Genomic DNA, 15,438 nt, shown 5'->3' on the forward strand with positions numbered 1-15,438 from the left:
TCTATTTTTTTGCAGCTAAATGAAGATGTTACGGGTATTCTACCCCATCCCCCAATTCAAAGCCGCGTATGATCGACGTTTTAAACGACAAGGTCAAGAAAAATCCCGTCTACGGGCGGATTACAAAAGCGTAATTATCCTTTAAAATCAGCAACTAAAATTAAAAACTGTGGACCGGTTGGCATCCCGCAAGGGGAATGACCCGACCCGAACAGACACTCACACAGTCAGACAAATCGGGTTTTAGCATGTCTCAGGAAGAAGCGATCTATCAGTGGCTCGACAACATGAGCAAGTCCGTGGCCATGCAGGATCTGGAAAAACATATGGCCCTGGTCTCGCCCTATGTCCGGGTCTACGGCGTTCCCGGCCACGAGACCATCGACTATGACGGCTGGCGCCAGCGGCGCAAAAACGAGTTCGAGCACGACCTGCTCGCCCGCCTGACCTATAAAGTGGTTAGAATCAAGACCCAGGCCCTGCGCCGACTCGCTTTCGAGGTCGAGGAAACCCTGTCCGCCCGCAACGGCAAATCGGTGGTGTTGAACAAGGACATCATGCTGGAGCTGGAACAGGATGAAAAATGGCGTGTCGTGGAAGAGAAAATCCGCGACTGGGAAGTTCGCGAATCAGCCTGACAGGAAAATCGATGAGCCAGGAATACCGAACCGAAAAAGACAGCCTGGGTGAACTGCGGGTCCCGGCCGAGGCCCTGTACGGCGCGCAGACCCAGCGCGCGGTGGATAACTTCCCCGTCAGCGGCCTGCCCCTGCCGCGCGCCTTTATTCGCGCGCTGGGGCTGGTCAAGCACGCCTGCGCCGAAGCCAACCGGCAACTCGGCTTGCTGGACAGCGCCCGGGCCGAGGCCATAAAAAAGGCGGCCCTGCGTGTGGCCGCCGGCGAGTTTGACGATCAGTTTCCCATCGATGTCTTTCAGACCGGGTCGGGCACCAGCACCAACATGAACGCCAACGAGGTGATCGCGCACCTGGCCAGCGACGACAGTCTGACCGTGCACCCCAACGATCACGTCAACATGAGCCAGAGCTCTAACGATGTGATCCCCACGGCCCTGCAGGTCAGTGCCGCGCTGGAACTTCACGAACAACTGTTACCGGCATTACAGCACCTGGCGGAAACCCTCGATCACAAGGGCAACGAACTCAAGGACGTGGTCAAGACCGGCCGCACCCACCTGATGGATGCCATGCCCGTCACCCTGCAACAGGAACTCAATGCCTGGCGGGATCAGATCCACGACGGCATCGCCCGCCTGCAAAACAGCCTGCCCCGCCTGCAGGCCTTGCCGCAGGGCGGCACCGCGGTCGGCACCGGCATTAACGCCCATACCGATTTTGGCCCGGCGGTGGCCGGCGAACTGAAAACCCGGACCGCCATCGACTTCAGTGCCATGGCCAACCCGTTTGTCGGACTGGCCAGTCAGGACACGGCCGTGGAAGTCAGCGGCCAGCTCAAGACCGTTGCCGTCAGCATCATGAAGATCGCCAACGATCTGCGCTGGATGAACAGCGGCCCGCTGGCCGGGCTGGGCGAGATCGAATTACCGGCGTTACAACCGGGCAGCTCGATCATGCCGGGCAAGATCAACCCGGTAATTCCCGAATCCGCCGCCATGGTCAGCGCCCAGGTGATGGGCAACGACACCACCATCACCGTCGCGGGCCAGTCCGGTAATTTTCAGCTGAATGTCATGCTGCCGGTGATCGCCTTTAACCTGTTACAGAGTATCCAGCTGCTGGGCAACACCGCCCGCCTGCTGGCCGATCGCGCCATTGCCGGCTTCAAGGTCAACGAACAACAGATTAAAAGCGCACTGGATCGCAACCCGATCCTGGTCACCGCCCTCAATCCGGTCATCGGTTACGAAAAAGGTGCGGCGATTGCCAAGCGCGCCTATGCCGAGAACCGCCCGGTGATCGAGGTGGCTATGGAAATGACCGATCTGAGCGAAGATGAACTGAAAAAACTGCTGGATCCGGCAACATTGACCCAGGGCGGCATTCACGACTGACGTCTTCGGCACCGCACTGTGTGGCATCCAGCAGCCGCCTGTGCGTGACGACGATAAGTCGTCATGGCACAACCCGCTTCCGGTTCAAATCCCTTTTAAAACGCACAAGAATAAAAGCCCGTCCTGGCATTCTGCCAGTTCCTGTCTCATCTATAATTCATTAACTTCGATATAAACTATCGACAACAGTGATGTCCCGCTCGAAGATATGCCGCAGTACCTCCACCTCGTGCTTTCTGTTATTCTAAACAAGTATTTTGAATACCAGTTCAATTTATAGTGGATTGCTTCGTCATCCTGCGCTTGCCACGGCCCAGCCAGCGGCCGTGATGGAACAGAGGGCGAAGCATTTTTTTGAATCCATGACCCGGTATTGAACCGTTCGTCCTTGCAAATTTAGAACAAAAGCGGGAAACATGACCAAACGCTGTGGCTGGGCCGGCCCCGAACAAATTTATCTGGACTACCACGACCATGAATGGGGTGTGCCGGTCTTCGATGATCGGACGTTATTCGAGTTTCTGATTCTGGAAGGCGCCCAGGCCGGGCTGAGCTGGATCACCGTTCTGAAAAAACGCGATGCTTATCGACGCCTGTTCCACAACTTCGATGCGGAAAAGATCGCCCGCTTTTCAAGCAGTAAAATCGAACGTTTGTTGCAAAACCCCGATATTATTCGTAACCGCCTGAAGATAGAAGCCACGGTCAACAATGCGCGTGCATTTTTACACGTCAAAGAACAATACGAAAATTTCAGCAGTTATATCTGGCAATTTGTCGACGGCCAACCCGTCCAGAATCACTGGAAAACCGATCAACAGGTCCCTTCCTCGACAACAACATCACAAATCATGAGCCGGGATCTCAAGCAACGCGGGTTCCGCTTTGTCGGCCCGACAATTTGTTATGCCTACATGCAGGCTGTCGGCATGGTTAATGACCATGTCACCGCCTGCTATCGGCACAATGAAGTTTTAAAACTGGGAAAATCACTATGAGTGTCAGAGCGTTTTTCGGTCTGGATTTCGAACAGATCAGCCATGCGGAGCGTCTTGCCTCCGGCGCCGGCGGCTTTGTCGGTATCTTTTTAATCGCGGTCGTCAGTTACTATTTCACCGGCTTTGAAGGCGCCGCCATGATCGTACCGTCCATGGGTGCCTCGGCAGTGCTGGTCTTCGCGGTACCACACGGCAAGTTGTCCCAGCCCTGGAACGTACTGGGCGGCAATGGTATTTCCGCCCTGGTCGGAATGACCTGTTACCTGTATGTTCCCGATGTCTTTCTTGCCGCCGCCCTGGCGGTGGGTATCGCGATCACCCTGATGCATTACATGTCCTGCATTCATCCACCGGGCGGGGCTTCCGCGCTGGCTGCGGTGATTGGCGGCGACGCCATTCATGCGCTCGGTTACCAGTATGTCCTGACACCCGTTCTGCTGAACTCATTTATCATCTTTCTGGTCGCCATCGGATTCAATTATCTTTTTCCGTGGCGCCGTTATCCCGCCAGCCTGATGAAATCTGCAGCGCAAAGCAGCCCGGCACAAACAAAAAATGAAGAGCGTGAACCCCACCTCTCGCAGGATGATCTGGATTACGCCATGCGCAAGATGGATCTGCTGGTGGACATCACCGCCGACGATCTGAAGCGCCTTTATTCACTGGCCTCCGACTATTCCGAAAGCAAATGCCTGCGACCGGAAGACATCCAGCTCGATCGCTACTACAGCAACGGGCAACACGGTAATCAATGGCAGATACGCCACATTATCGACGAGTCCCCGCATGAGGATCCCGCTCGCGACAAGGTCATCTACAAGATCGTCGCCGGTCAGGACCGTTACAACACTGGCACCTGTACCCGCGAGGAGTTTGCCGTCTGGGCACGCTTCGAAGTCGAGCAGCAGGGCGACCACTGGGTTCGCCCCGGCGGGACCATCGAATCCGAACCGGGGTCGTAAACCCGCAAAGCGCCGGCATATTCAGTCGATGCACCAATGAGTCCGCGCATGAATGTGTGCGGGGACACAAAAGAATGGTCCTGCGGGTGGCGATGGGACACCGGTAAAGAACGTCGGGACCATCAGCGTTTTTCCACCACGATAAGATGATCTCTCCCCTTTTGACCCGGCGTCTCGACGTCCTGCGCGCCGCTTCGTGAAATGCCTGAAAGGCGGGAGCGCCTTCGGCGCGACAGGCCTTGCCGCATGGATAGAGCTATCGCGGCCGAGCCGCTCCTACGGATCGGGGAATACAGGGTTTGAATATCTTTATTACCCGGCCCGGCCTTTTGCTAGAACGCCAACCGGATAAGATGCATAATAGCGTGATGGATCAGATTACCCTTACCCGCCCGGACGACTGGCATCTGCATGTGCGCGATGGCGCGGTTTTAGCCGACGTGCTGGGCGATACCGCCCGGCGCTTCGCCCGTGCGATTATCATGCCCAATCTCAAGCCCCCGGTGACCACGGTCGATCAGGCCCTGGCTTACCGGCAACGGATTCTGGCTGCGTTGCCGCAAGGGACGTCGTTCAATCCGTTGATGACCCTGTACCTCACCGATGACACCACGGCGGAGGAAATCCGCAAAGCCGCCGGACATCCGGATGTGCATGCCGTGAAGCTCTATCCCGCGGGTGCCACCACCAACTCGGCGGCGGGTGTCACGGCGGTCGAGAAAACCTGGGACGCCATCGAGGCAATGGCGCAAACCGGGCTGCCGTTACTGATTCATGGCGAGGCCACCGAACCGGACATCGATATCTTCGATCGCGAGGCGGTGTATATCGATCGCACCCTGCGGCCGTTACTCGAGCGGTTCCCGACACTCAAGGTGGTGCTGGAACACATCACCACCCGCCAGGCCGCCGAGTTCGTCCATGCCGGTCCCGATAACCTGGGCGCCACCATCACCCCGCACCATCTGTTGATGAACCGCAATGCCATGTTCCGCGGCGGCATGAATCCACACCACTTCTGCCTGCCGATTCTCAAGCGCGAACAACACCGCCAGGCGTTGCTCAAGGCGGCCATCAGCGACACGGGCAAGTTCTTCCTCGGCACCGACAGCGCCCCGCATCCGCGCCATGCCAAGGAATCGGGTTGCGGTTGCGCCGGGATCTACTCCGCGCATGCCGCGCTGGAGCTGTATGCCGAAGCCTTCGAGGAAGCCGGTGCACTGGACAAGCTGGAAGGCTTTGCCAGCCACTACGGCGCCGATTTTTACGGCCTGCCGCGCAACAGCAATCGCATCACCCTGATCCGCGAAGACTGGACAGTGGCCAGCAGCATGAAATTTGGCGAGGAAGAGTTGATTCCGCTGCGTGCCGGACAAACGGTTCACTGGCGGATGAAAGATTAGTGCTGAGTGCTGAGTGCTGAGTGCTGAGTTCTAAGTTCTAAGTTCTTAGTTCTTAGTACTTAGTTCTAAGTACTAAGTACTAAGTACCAAGAACTGCCTTTACCTGTGGGAGCGGGCGACGCACAGGGAAGTGCTAATGTCGCGGTAGGCAGGACGCCGGGAGCGACGACGACCGCGACCCCACCATCGCCCGGCAATCGCGCCCGTGGGGCGCTCCCACCAATCTGATAAAAACCGGGACCAGGGTCTAAGTCGTAGGCCCGATAAAGCGCAGCGGTATCGGGCAACCTCAAGCTGCCGGACACCGCTCGCGCTATGTCCGGCCTACACTCTGAGTTATAAGAACTAAGAACTAAGAACTGCAGTTAATAGACGGCCTTGACCCGATAACCCTGTGCTTCGAGCATGCGTAACAGGCCGACGTCGCCGGGCAGGTGCAGGGCGCCGACGGCGATAAAGGCGTTACCTTTTGCCAGCTGCGCCTGCATGGTTTCCAGCATGTTGCGGTTACGTTGTTCGATCAGACTGTCGTTGACCAGCGCGCTGACGTCCTTGCCTGATTTTTCCAGTTCCCGTTCGCTGTATTCCAGCAGGCCATCGAGATCGCGCGCCAGGTAAATCTGCAGCATTTCCTCGACCATTTCTTCCAGATGGCGGTGTTCGCGAACCGCGACCCGCAACAGATTGATCTGGGTTTTCAGCGGCGTGTTGTCAAACAGCTCGATGACTTCTTCCGGGGCTTCCAGACCACACAATTGCTTACCCTGTTCCTGCGCGGTTTGATACAACACATAATCGAGAAACCTGCCCGATTCGGGTTTGGGAACACTCAGCAGCAAGCCGGCCGCCCAGGGTTTGAGCATGGGCACCATTTGCCCTGGAATTCCGTACTTCGCGATCAAGGACTCCGTTTTGTTATACAGTTCACGATCGATCTGCTCGTCCAGTTTCTGGCCATCGAGATACATCATGCCCTGACTCATCCGGATCTGCGTGGCCGCGTCCATTTTCATTTCGGCACAAAAGATGTCCGACTGATCAAAGCGCTTCTGTACCGGTGGAGGTAACCGGGTTACGCGGGGATCCTCGCTGTGAATAGTGCCGAGCAGATAGCTCGCCTGGCCCGATTCGGGAGTGATTTCCCACAATATACCCTGCTGTTCCCCGGCCTGAGCAACACCAAGTGTCAACAACAGCAAAGCCGCCGTGACAATACGCGAAATACCGAAATAGACCTGTTTCATGAAAAACCCGCCCCGTCTCTTTCCTGGCTGCAACGAAACTGTGATAATACGCACTGCCGCTATTACCCTGCAATGTTCAAGGCTGTCCGATGTCCCGTATTTCCAAACGCTTTCGTGGTTTTCTACCCGTCGTGGTCGACGTGGAAACCGCCGGATTCGATTGTCACAGCCACGCCCTGCTCGAGGTCGCCGCTGTGCCCATCATCATGAATCGCGAGGGCAAGGTCGAGCCGGCCGAAACCATTGCCTGTCATGTTGAGCCCTTTGAAGGCGCACAGCTGGATCCCAAGGCGCTGGAGTTCACCGGCATCGATCCCTACCATCCGTTTCGCATGGCCAAACCGGAAGCCGAGGCCCTGGAGCTGATTTTTGAGCCCATCGCCGAGATAATCCGGATTCAGCAATGCAGCCGGGCGATTCTGGTCGGGCACAACCCGTTTTTCGATCTCGGCTTCATCAAGGCGGCCGCCAACCGCCAGGGTTTCAAGAGAATCCCCTTTCACCAGTTCAGCACCTTCGACACCGCCACCCTGGGCGGACTCGCCTTCGGCCAGACCGTCCTGGCCCGCGCCGCCAAAGCCGCCGGGATCGAATGGGACAACAACGAAGCCCACTCCGCCGTTTACGATGCCGAACGCACCGCCGAACTGTTCTGCGACATCGTCAACCGCTGGGATAGCTTAAGCCAGCCAGAGTGACCACTTCTTCAGGGTGGTGGAAATAACGCCAAGAACGCAAAGACGCGGAGGACGCAAAGTTATTTATTATAAAGTTGTAGGGTGGCTCAAGCATTAGCGGAGCCACCTTTATAAAGCAAAACCTGTTAGACCAAGAAGTTGCCGGATCCGCTTCGCTTGATCCGGCCTACGGTTTAAAGCGGACCAATTAATATATTTCCTTTGCGTCCTCCGCGTCTTTGCGCCCTTTGCGTTACTGATCAGAAATGTCTAAAAGTGGCACCTGTACGAGAACCCGCAACCCGCCGAGCTGTTCGCTGCGATCCAGTTGCAGGGTGCCGTGGTAGCTTTCGACGATTTGTTTGACGATGGACAGGCCGATGCCGTGGCCGCTGACGGTTTCGTCCTGGCGTTGGCCGCGTTGCAGCAGGCTGGTGGCCTGTTGCGGTTCGATGCCGGGGCCGTCGTCTTCGACGCTGATACGCAGGCTGTTATCCTGTTCGGAAAATTCAAGACGAATGCGGCTATGGGTCCACTTCCAGGCATTGTCCAGCAGGTTACCCAGCAGTTCGGTGGCATCTTCCTTCTCCAGCGGCAGCAGAGCATCCTCGGCGTTCTGTAGCTCGAGTTCGACCGGTTTGTCCTGATACAGGCGCTGCAGCGTATCAAGTAGCGGTGGCAGATCCTGTTGCAGGTCAAATCGTTTGTGGCTACGCCTGTCACCGGCCAGACGGGCCCGTTTGAGTTCGCTGTCGACCCGTTGCTGGATTTGCCGGATCTGCTGCAACACCCGTGCATGGCGTTGTTGTTCCGAATCATCGAGGGATTCATACCACTGATGGATCAGGGCCAGGGGTGTTTTGATGGCATGCGCCACATCGCCCATGGCATGCCGGGAACGTTCCAGTCGCTGTTGCTGACGCTGCAACAGCCGGTTGACTTCCCTGACCAGCGGCAACACTTCGGTGGGGACATTCTCGGGCAGCTGGCTGGCCTGCCCGGATTCAAGCTGGCCAATGGCCTGTTGCGCCTGGCGAACCGGTCGCATGACAAAATGGATAATCGCGCTCTGTGCCGCGAGCAAGACGACAATAATCAGCAGAATCGAGGCGCCGAACTGTTTCTGAAACCCGTGTATTTCCGCGTAGATGTGCGAGACATCCTCGGCGGTCACAATCAATAAATCCTGACCCTGTTTTTCATAACGCTGCTGGCGAACGAGCAATGATTGATTACGTGGACCGCTCTGCTGACTGATTGCCACCTTGTTCGTATTACCGATATCCGGGACGGTTAATGTTTCATCCCACAGCGAACGGGAATAGTGCGTTTTATTGCCGGCCTGAATGATGAAATAGTGGCCTGAAAAAGGTTGATGATAGATATTCTGGATTTTTTTCTCATCCAGTACCAGTTGCCCGTCGTTATCGAAATGACAGGCAACCAGCAGGCTTTCGGCATCATGTTTCAACCGGCTCTGGATATATTCACCCGTAATCTTTTCAGCCGCGAGACCAATCAGGGCCCAGAGCACAACAGCCAGCACAATGATGGTCACCAGCAGACCGAGATTGAGATTGGCACGCAGGGAACGGAATATCATGGCGCGAAGATATAGCCCTGGCCACGCCGGGTCTGAATAATGTCCTTGCCCAGTCGATCCCGCAGGCGACGGACATAAACCTCGATGACATTGCTGTCCCGATCCGCATCCATTTCATACACGTGTTCGGTGAGTCGCGTCTTGGACAGCACCTTGCCCGGATTGAGCATGAAATAACGTAGCAGGCGGTATTCGGTACCGGTTAACTGGAAGTTCTGTTCACCGTTACTCACGGTCTGGGTCTCTTCATCCAGCAGCCAGCCCTGGCCTTCGAGTTGGGCGCCAGCCGACTGATAGCGTCGGCGGATCAGGGCCTGTACCCGGGCCAGTAACTCTTCGCCGTGAAACGGCTTGGTCAGATAATCATCCGCACCGTTCTGCAGTCCGGTCACCTTGTCCTGCCAGCTGTCCCGCGCGGTCAGGATCAACACCGGCGTGGTGATTCTGGCCTCGCGCCAGTTTTGCAAGACATCCAGGCCGCTGCGCTGCGGCAGGCCCAGATCGAGAATGATGGTGTCGTACTCAAACTCCCGGCCCAGGTATTCACCCTCGACCCCGTCATGGGCCAGGTCGACGACATATCCGGCGTCGACCAGCTTCGCCTTGAGCGACTCGGCCAGTTGCGTTTCATCCTCGACCAGTAACAGTCGCAAGTCTCAGTCCTCTTCCTCGATTTTCAGAATCTCGCCGCTGGCGGCATCCACTTTCAATTCGATGACCCGATCCTTTTCGGTCAGAATCTCCAGCTCATAGATATAGCTGCCGTCTTCACGCTCCAGCTCGGTCTCGATAACCTGACCGGGATAGTCTTTTTCGACTTGCTTCAAAATTTCCTGCAGAGAGAGAATTTTACCCTGCTGACGCAATTCCCGGGCCTCTCTGTAATCCAGTTTATCATCCGCCCGGGCGGCGTCCATGGTATCCATTCCCTGGCTGGCAAGGATACCAATCCCGCCGGCGGCCAGCAGGCTGAATACTATTGATTTATAACGCATGATGACTCTCCTTACTCTATTGATCGATATGCAATGATTTCTTGCCGGTGAACATCGCCCGCACCAGGTTCTCCCGATGCAGCAGACTTTCCAGTAATACACCCGCCACATGGATCAATGCCAGCAACAGGGTGAAGTTGGCGAAAAACTCGTGGACATCCTCAACGGCTTTCCAGCCTGCGGCTTCGTGCGCGATCCAGCCAGACAACGGCCCCGCGCCCTCTTCCACCGCATAGGTTGCCAGCCCGCTCAATGTTGTCACCAGCAACGCGATCAGCATCAACACGATCATAGCGCCGCCGGCCGGGTTGTGGCCCAGGTAACGTTTGGGTCGCAACAGGAACACCTCTTTGAGATACTGCTTGATCTCGGCGGGGCGTTTGACAAAATCACTGAAGCGGGCATGGCGCGTGCCGATCAGCCCCCAGATCAGTCGCAAGCCGATCAACAGCAGCACGCTATAGCCGGCAAAAGTATGCAACCCCAGCCACTCATCCTCGCTGAGATAGGCGAGCATAAAACTCAGCACCAGCGCCCAGTGAAAAAACCGCACAAAAACGTCCCAGACCCGGACTTCTTTCTCTGTATTCATCAAAACCACCTCCTGACTCTGGGGACACAGTCTAGGCGGTCAAGCTGAAACCAGGCTGAAAATGAATAGATAGATTGCTGAAAATAACGCAAAGGACGCAAAGACGCGAAGAACGCAAAGTTATTTATTATGGAGTTGTAGGGTGGCTCAAGCGTTAGCGGAGCCACCTTGTACAGCAAGACCTCTTACAGCCAAGAAATTGCCGGATCCGTTTCGCTTGATCCGACCTACGATTTATAGCGGACCAATTTATGTATTTCCTTTGCGAACTCCGCGTCTTTGCGTCCTTTGCGTTTCTTTTCCAGAAACGCCAAAAAGTGCTGGATAAAAAAAACCCGGCCGGGGCCGGGTTTGGGGTCGTGCGCACGGCGTTGGCCGTTACTGGACGGCTTCACCCACCGCCTTCTGCAGGTCACCCTTCTGGTACATTTCCAGGGTGATGTCGCAGCCGCCGATCAGTTCGCCGTTGATGTAGATCTGCGGGAAGGTCGGCCAGTTCTGGTACTTGGGCAGGTTTTCCATGATTTCCGGATCGGTCAGGATATTGACGTGGGCAAATTCCTTGCCGCATTCCATCAGCGCCTGGGCCGCCCGGCTGGAGAAGCCGCACTGGGGCATGGTGGGTGTGCCTTTCATAAAGATCACAACCGGGTTCTTTTTGACGATGTCGTCGATTCGTTCCAATGCATCCATTACTCGCACCTCGATATTGGCATTTGTGGTCGGCCACGCCGCCTGGGACGCGCCACTAAAATCAGTGTTACCTAATATAACCGGTTTGCCGCGAAAATACCATAGCAAAATACTCTGGTATAAAAGCGGCCTGTGTTTTTACACATGCTGCCGGCTCAGCCGTTTTTCAAGGGATCGACGTGGATCTGAAACCACAGTTCCAGCAGGGCCATATGCCAGAGCTTGCTGCCGCGCAGCGCCGTAAAGTGTTGATCCGGCGCCGCCAGCAGCTTGTCCACGTACTCCCGCTGGTAGATTCCCCGTGCCCGGCAGGCGTCGGAATTGACCAGTTCGCGCATGAAATCGAGGAATTCGCCGCGCACGTATTTGAGCGCCGGCATGGGGAAATAGCCCTTGGGCCGGTCGATCACACTGTCGGGCACCAGGCCGCGGGCCACCCGCTTGAGAATATGCTTGGGCCCCTCGCCACCCGGGCCGTTACCCAGCTTGAGCTCCGGCGGCATCTGCGCGGCCAGTTCCACCAGCTGGTGATCCAGAAACGGCACCCGCGCCTCCAGCCCCCAGGCCATGGTCATGTTGTCCACCCGCTTGACCGGATCGTCGACGATTAACGTGGTGACATCCATGCGCAGCACCCGATCGATGAACTCGTCGGCCTGTGGCTTGCCCAGCAACGCGGCAATGGTCTGCGAGGTGACATCCGTCCCGCGACAGGACTCGGTGACCATCTCGTTGAACTCGCTGTGCGGTCGATCGAAGTAATAGCGGGCAAAGCGCTCCACGTCGCTGCCTTCGGTATCCTGCTGCATCTGCCCATACCAGAAATAGCCAGCGAACACCTCGTCCGCGCCCTGGCCGCTCTGCACCACCTTCACTTCCTGCGAGACCCGTTCGCCCAGCAGGTAGAAGGCTACCGCATCCTGGCCGAACATCGGCTCGGCCATTTGTGCCACCGCCTCGGGCAGGCGCGGCAGGACCTCTTCGTTGGGAATATGATATTTCTGGTGCCGGGTCCGGTAGCGTTCCACCACCTGATCCGAGTATTCGAACTCGCTGCCCTTCTCTTCGGGCTGGTCCTCGAAACCAATGGAAAAGGTGCGCAGATCCTTCACCCCCGCCTCGGCCAGCAAGGCCACCAGCAAACTGGAATCCAGCCCGCCGGAGAGCAACACCCCGACCGGCACATCGGCCACGTCCAGCCGCTTGCGCACGGCATCGCGCAGCGCATCGTGAATCGCGCCGGTCCACTCGGCTTCGCTCAACGCTTGCGCCGGCCGCCGGGCTTTTAAATGCCAGTAACGGCGCTCGCGTGGTGATTCGCCATGGGTGAAGGTGATGGAAGTCCCGGGCACCAGCTTGCGCACGCCCTTTAATATAGTGTGCGGCGCCGGGACCACGCCGTGCAGGGTAAACTGGTGATGCAGCGCCACCGGATCCACGTCGGTATCCACGCCACCGGCCGCCAGAATCGCCTGCAGGTTGGAGGCAAACAGCAGACGGTGCTTGTCCAGTGAATAATAGAGCGGCTTGATGCCCATGCGATCCCGGGCCAGGAACAACGTCCGGTGATTCAAATCCCAGATGGCGAAGGCGAACATGCCATGCAGATACTCGGGACAACGTTCGCCCCACTTGTGATACGCCTTGAGGATGACTTCCGAATCACCGTCGGAAGAAAATGAATACCCTTCACGGATAAACTCGGCGCGCAGCTCGCGGTAGTTATAGATGGCGCCGTTGAACACCAGCACCATCCCCAGTTCGCGATCCACCAGCGGCTGGTTGGAGCGTTCGGACAGATCGATGATCGCCAGCCGCCGATGACCGAGAGCGATCTGCTCATTCGACCAGTGATTTTCAAAATCCGGCCCGCGCCGCACCAACGCCGGCAGCATCCGCTTGACCGTCTCTGGTTGCGCCGGTTGACCGTCGAGTCTTAATTCGCCGCAAATGCCACACATATAAAAACAGGTCCGAGTTACGAGGGACGAGTGACGAGGAAACACCACATTCCCGACCCTCAATTAAAATCAATATCTTTTTATCAGAGACGCTTCCCAAAGACCATCTGCCAGAATAACAGTATGTCTCTTCTACTCACACATGATCAGAAAATCCGAAAGCTCGTGGATATAGAGAACAATTTGTTTTCCTTCGTGTCTTCGCGTCTTGGTGGTTAATGTTTTTCCTCGTCACTCAAAAAACAGGTCCGAGTTACGAGGGACGAGTGACGAGGAAAACTCATTCACGCCCTGCTCAAATTAAAGTCAGTGCCTTGTCACCATAAACAACTGCCAGAGACTAACACGGCACGAAGCTGCGCATCGTACCATTCCACAAAGTTTCAAAAAGCTTGTTATTCTTCGTGTCTTCGTGACTTGGTGGTTAATATTTTACCTCGTCCCTCAAAAAAAACAGGTCCGAGGGACGAGTGACGAGGAAACCCCTCATTCATCCTTCAAAGTTTGAATTAAATTACTTTGTCATAAATATTCGGAGAAATACCACTACAGCCTGATTGTTTCTCCCGCCCTTATCGTTACTGCTTTTCCTCGTCCCTCGTCACTCGTCCCTCGGCCCTGCGTTGCCCATATCCGCCCCCGCCGGCCGTCTCAATGGTGAGAATATCTCCAGCCTTGACGCTGATATTGATCTTGCCGGGCAACGGCTGTCCGTTGAGGCGATTGATGCCCGGCTGCCCGGGCTCGCCGCCTTCGAGACCCCAGGGGGCGTGGGTGCGTCGTTCGGTTAACAGCGTGACCGAGGCCGGGGCGAGGAATTCGAATTCGCGGATCAGGCCGTCGCCGCCGCGGCGCGCTCCCGCGCCGCCGGAGCCGGTGCGCAGGGCGTAGCGGCGCAGGCGCAGGGGATAGTTGGATTCGAGCACTTCCAGCGGCGTATTGCGGGTGTTGGTCATGTGGGTCTGGATGCCGGACAGGCCGCCGCCGTGGCGCCCCGCGCCCATGCCGCCGCCGATGGTTTCGTAATAGTCCCAGCCCGGTGTTCCGAGCTCGCCGGCATGGCCCCCCGCATATCCCATGGCCAGGTTGTTCATGCTGCCGTGGCTGGCGGCGGGGATCTGCTCCGGCAGGGCTTCGGCCAGGGCCCCCATGACGACATCCACGATACGGCTGCTGGTCTCCACGTTGCCGGCGGCCACGGCAGCCGGGCGCCGGGCATTGACCAGACAGCCTTCGGGCGCATCGAGTCTGATCGGGCGGAAACTCCCGGCACAGGCCGGGGTGTACTCCGGCATCAGGCAACGGAAGACGTAATAGACCGCAGCAGCCGCCACCGACAGGGGGCAGTTCACATTGCCGGGTGTCTGCGGCGCGGTGCCGGCAAAATCGACCGCGACGGTCCCGTTGTTCACCTGCAGTGTGACGGCGATGGCCAGATCGCGATGCCCCAGCCCGTCATCGTCCAGATAATCGACAAACCGGTATTCGCCGTCGGGGATCACCCGCAGGGCCTCGCTGGCGAGGCGTTCGGCATACTCGTTCAGCTCGACCAGTCCGCGGGCAAACGCCGCCGGCCCCAGCGCCTCAACCCGTTCGGCAAGCCGTGCCAGGCCGACGCGGTTGGCGCTCATCTGGGCGGCGAAATCGCCGCGTCCGGCCGTGCCGTTGCGTACCCGGCGCAGAATACTGTCCAGAAACGCGCTATCCAGCTGCCCCGCTCTGACCAGTTTGGTCGGGGCCAGTACCATCCCCTCTTCCTCCAGGGAGCCGGAGATCGGCATGGACCCCGGCGATTCGGCGCCGATGTCGGCATGATGCGCGCGGTTGGCGACAAAGGCCAGCAGCTCATCGGCCACGAACAGGGGCGCGATGACCGTCACATCGGGCAGATGGGTGCCGCCCAGATAGGGGTCGTTGACGATCACCATATCGCCCGGCTGCCAATCGATCCGGCGCACGATATCGGCCATGGCATAGGCCATGCTGCCCAGGTGCACCGGAATATGCGCCGCCTGGGCGCACAACTGTCCACCGGCATCAAAAATGGCGCAGGAGAAATCAAGCCGATCGCGAATATTGGGTGAAAACGCCGCACGTTGCAGCACGGCACCCATCTCATCGCTGACGGCATTGAGCCGACTGGAAAAAATACTGAGGCTGATCGGATCCATACGCACGATGGTACCAGAGCCATTGATGGAGAGGGCTTGCAAGAGTTAGACTTTGTCCAAGATTATTTACTAAAATACTACGGAATATTCTGAATAGGCCTAAGCGG

The 15,438-nt window shown here is 57.2% G+C and carries 14 protein-coding genes; 6 read left to right on the plus strand and 8 right to left on the minus strand.

Annotated elements, in window-relative coordinates; translation table 11 throughout:
• The first annotated feature begins 248 nt into the window (after window positions 1-248).
• The 5 genes from U5K34_RS03250 to pyrC all read left to right on the plus strand — a co-directional run bounded on the left by U5K34_RS03250 (window position 249) and on the right by pyrC (window position 5,395).
• Entirely contained in the window at window positions 249-638 is a 390-nt protein-coding gene (locus U5K34_RS03250; protein WP_322567087.1) for a hypothetical protein, read from the plus strand.
• Between the two features lie 11 nt (window positions 639-649).
• A complete protein-coding gene (locus tag U5K34_RS03255; protein WP_322567088.1) occupies window positions 650-2,032 on the plus strand; it encodes a class II fumarate hydratase in 1,383 nt (460 codons plus the stop codon).
• 416 nt (window positions 2,033-2,448) lie between these two features.
• On the plus strand, window positions 2,449-3,030 hold the full coding sequence (locus U5K34_RS03260; RefSeq protein ID WP_322567089.1) for a DNA-3-methyladenine glycosylase I: 582 nt from the start codon (window positions 2,449-2,451) through the stop codon (window positions 3,028-3,030).
• Window positions 3,027-3,992 carry an HPP family protein gene (locus U5K34_RS03265; RefSeq protein ID WP_322567090.1) on the plus strand — a complete coding sequence of 322 codons (966 nt, stop codon included), beginning with the start codon at window positions 3,027-3,029 and terminating at the stop codon, window positions 3,990-3,992. The genes U5K34_RS03260 and U5K34_RS03265 overlap by 4 nt, the downstream gene beginning before the upstream one ends.
• A 368-nt stretch (window positions 3,993-4,360) precedes the next feature.
• Entirely contained in the window at window positions 4,361-5,395 is a 1,035-nt protein-coding gene (pyrC, locus tag U5K34_RS03270; protein WP_416224006.1) for a dihydroorotase, read from the plus strand.
• Between the two features lie 365 nt (window positions 5,396-5,760).
• Here the strand turns inward: pyrC and U5K34_RS03275 are convergent, their stop codons facing one another.
• The gene (locus tag U5K34_RS03275; RefSeq protein WP_322567092.1) at window positions 5,761-6,639 is read right to left on the minus strand and encodes a TraB/GumN family protein; all 879 of its coding nucleotides are present in this window, start codon (window positions 6,637-6,639) and stop codon (window positions 5,761-5,763) included.
• A gap of 89 nt (window positions 6,640-6,728) precedes the next feature.
• Here U5K34_RS03275 and rnt point away from each other — a divergent pair, with 89 nt between their 5' ends.
• Complete coding sequence (rnt, locus tag U5K34_RS03280; protein WP_322567093.1) at window positions 6,729-7,337, plus strand: ribonuclease T; 609 nt, start codon at window positions 6,729-6,731, stop codon at window positions 7,335-7,337.
• 232 nt (window positions 7,338-7,569) lie between these two features.
• On the opposite strand, the gene U5K34_RS03285 is transcribed toward rnt, so the two are convergent.
• The 7 genes from U5K34_RS03285 to U5K34_RS03315 form a co-directional block, all read right to left on the minus strand.
• Complete coding sequence (locus tag U5K34_RS03285) at window positions 7,570-8,919, minus strand: ATP-binding protein (protein ID WP_322567094.1); 1,350 nt, start codon at window positions 8,917-8,919, stop codon at window positions 7,570-7,572.
• Complete coding sequence (locus U5K34_RS03290; protein WP_322567095.1) at window positions 8,916-9,572, minus strand: response regulator transcription factor; 657 nt, start codon at window positions 9,570-9,572, stop codon at window positions 8,916-8,918. The genes U5K34_RS03285 and U5K34_RS03290 overlap by 4 nt, the downstream gene beginning before the upstream one ends.
• Window positions 9,573-9,575: 3 nt before the next feature.
• Window positions 9,576-9,914 (minus strand): PepSY domain-containing protein, encoded by a 339-nt coding sequence (locus tag U5K34_RS03295; protein WP_322567096.1) that lies wholly within the window; start codon window positions 9,912-9,914, stop codon window positions 9,576-9,578.
• 16 nt (window positions 9,915-9,930) lie between these two features.
• Window positions 9,931-10,506 carry a cytochrome b/b6 domain-containing protein gene (locus U5K34_RS03300; RefSeq protein WP_322567097.1) on the minus strand — a complete coding sequence of 192 codons (576 nt, stop codon included), beginning with the start codon at window positions 10,504-10,506 and terminating at the stop codon, window positions 9,931-9,933.
• Window positions 10,507-10,884: 378 nt separating this feature from the next.
• A complete protein-coding gene (grxD, locus tag U5K34_RS03305) occupies window positions 10,885-11,199 on the minus strand; it encodes a Grx4 family monothiol glutaredoxin (protein WP_322567098.1) in 315 nt (104 codons plus the stop codon).
• A gap of 155 nt (window positions 11,200-11,354) precedes the next feature.
• Complete coding sequence (locus tag U5K34_RS03310) at window positions 11,355-13,160, minus strand: N-acetylglutaminylglutamine amidotransferase (protein WP_322567099.1); 1,806 nt, start codon at window positions 13,158-13,160, stop codon at window positions 11,355-11,357.
• Window positions 13,161-13,738: 578 nt separating this feature from the next.
• Window positions 13,739-15,331, minus strand: coding sequence for a hydantoinase B/oxoprolinase family protein (locus U5K34_RS03315; RefSeq protein ID WP_416224007.1), 1,593 nt, complete (start codon window positions 15,329-15,331; stop codon window positions 13,739-13,741).
• Window positions 15,332-15,438: the final 107 nt, after the last annotated feature.

It is taken from the genome of Thiohalophilus sp., from assembly GCF_034521165.1.
In the GTDB taxonomy this organism is placed as follows: domain Bacteria; phylum Pseudomonadota; class Gammaproteobacteria; order UBA6429; family Thiohalophilaceae; genus Thiohalophilus.

What these genes read in the sequence shown, in the direction of transcription:
- U5K34_RS03250 (WP_322567087.1), top strand. Translation starts at nt 249, where the DNA reads ATGTCTCAGGAAGAAGCGATCTATCAGTGGCTCGACAACATGAGCAAG.
- U5K34_RS03255 (WP_322567088.1), top strand. Translation starts at nt 650, where the DNA reads ATGAGCCAGGAATACCGAACCGAAAAAGACAGCCTGGGTGAACTGCGG.
- U5K34_RS03260 (WP_322567089.1), top strand. Translation starts at nt 2,449, where the DNA reads ATGACCAAACGCTGTGGCTGGGCCGGCCCCGAACAAATTTATCTGGAC.
- U5K34_RS03265 (WP_322567090.1), top strand. Translation starts at nt 3,027, where the DNA reads ATGAGTGTCAGAGCGTTTTTCGGTCTGGATTTCGAACAGATCAGCCAT.
- pyrC (WP_416224006.1), top strand. Translation starts at nt 4,361, where the DNA reads ATGGATCAGATTACCCTTACCCGCCCGGACGACTGGCATCTGCATGTG.
- U5K34_RS03275 (WP_322567092.1), bottom strand. Translation starts at nt 6,639, where the DNA reads ATGAAACAGGTCTATTTCGGTATTTCGCGTATTGTCACGGCGGCTTTG.
- rnt (WP_322567093.1), top strand. Translation starts at nt 6,729, where the DNA reads ATGTCCCGTATTTCCAAACGCTTTCGTGGTTTTCTACCCGTCGTGGTC.
- U5K34_RS03285 (WP_322567094.1), bottom strand. Translation starts at nt 8,919, where the DNA reads ATGATATTCCGTTCCCTGCGTGCCAATCTCAATCTCGGTCTGCTGGTG.
- U5K34_RS03295 (WP_322567096.1), bottom strand. Translation starts at nt 9,914, where the DNA reads ATGCGTTATAAATCAATAGTATTCAGCCTGCTGGCCGCCGGCGGGATT.
- U5K34_RS03300 (WP_322567097.1), bottom strand. Translation starts at nt 10,506, where the DNA reads ATGAATACAGAGAAAGAAGTCCGGGTCTGGGACGTTTTTGTGCGGTTT.
- grxD (WP_322567098.1), bottom strand. Translation starts at nt 11,199, where the DNA reads ATGGATGCATTGGAACGAATCGACGACATCGTCAAAAAGAACCCGGTT.
- U5K34_RS03310 (WP_322567099.1), bottom strand. Translation starts at nt 13,160, where the DNA reads ATGTGTGGCATTTGCGGCGAATTAAGACTCGACGGTCAACCGGCGCAA.
- U5K34_RS03315 (WP_416224007.1), bottom strand. Translation starts at nt 15,331, where the DNA reads ATGGATCCGATCAGCCTCAGTATTTTTTCCAGTCGGCTCAATGCCGTC.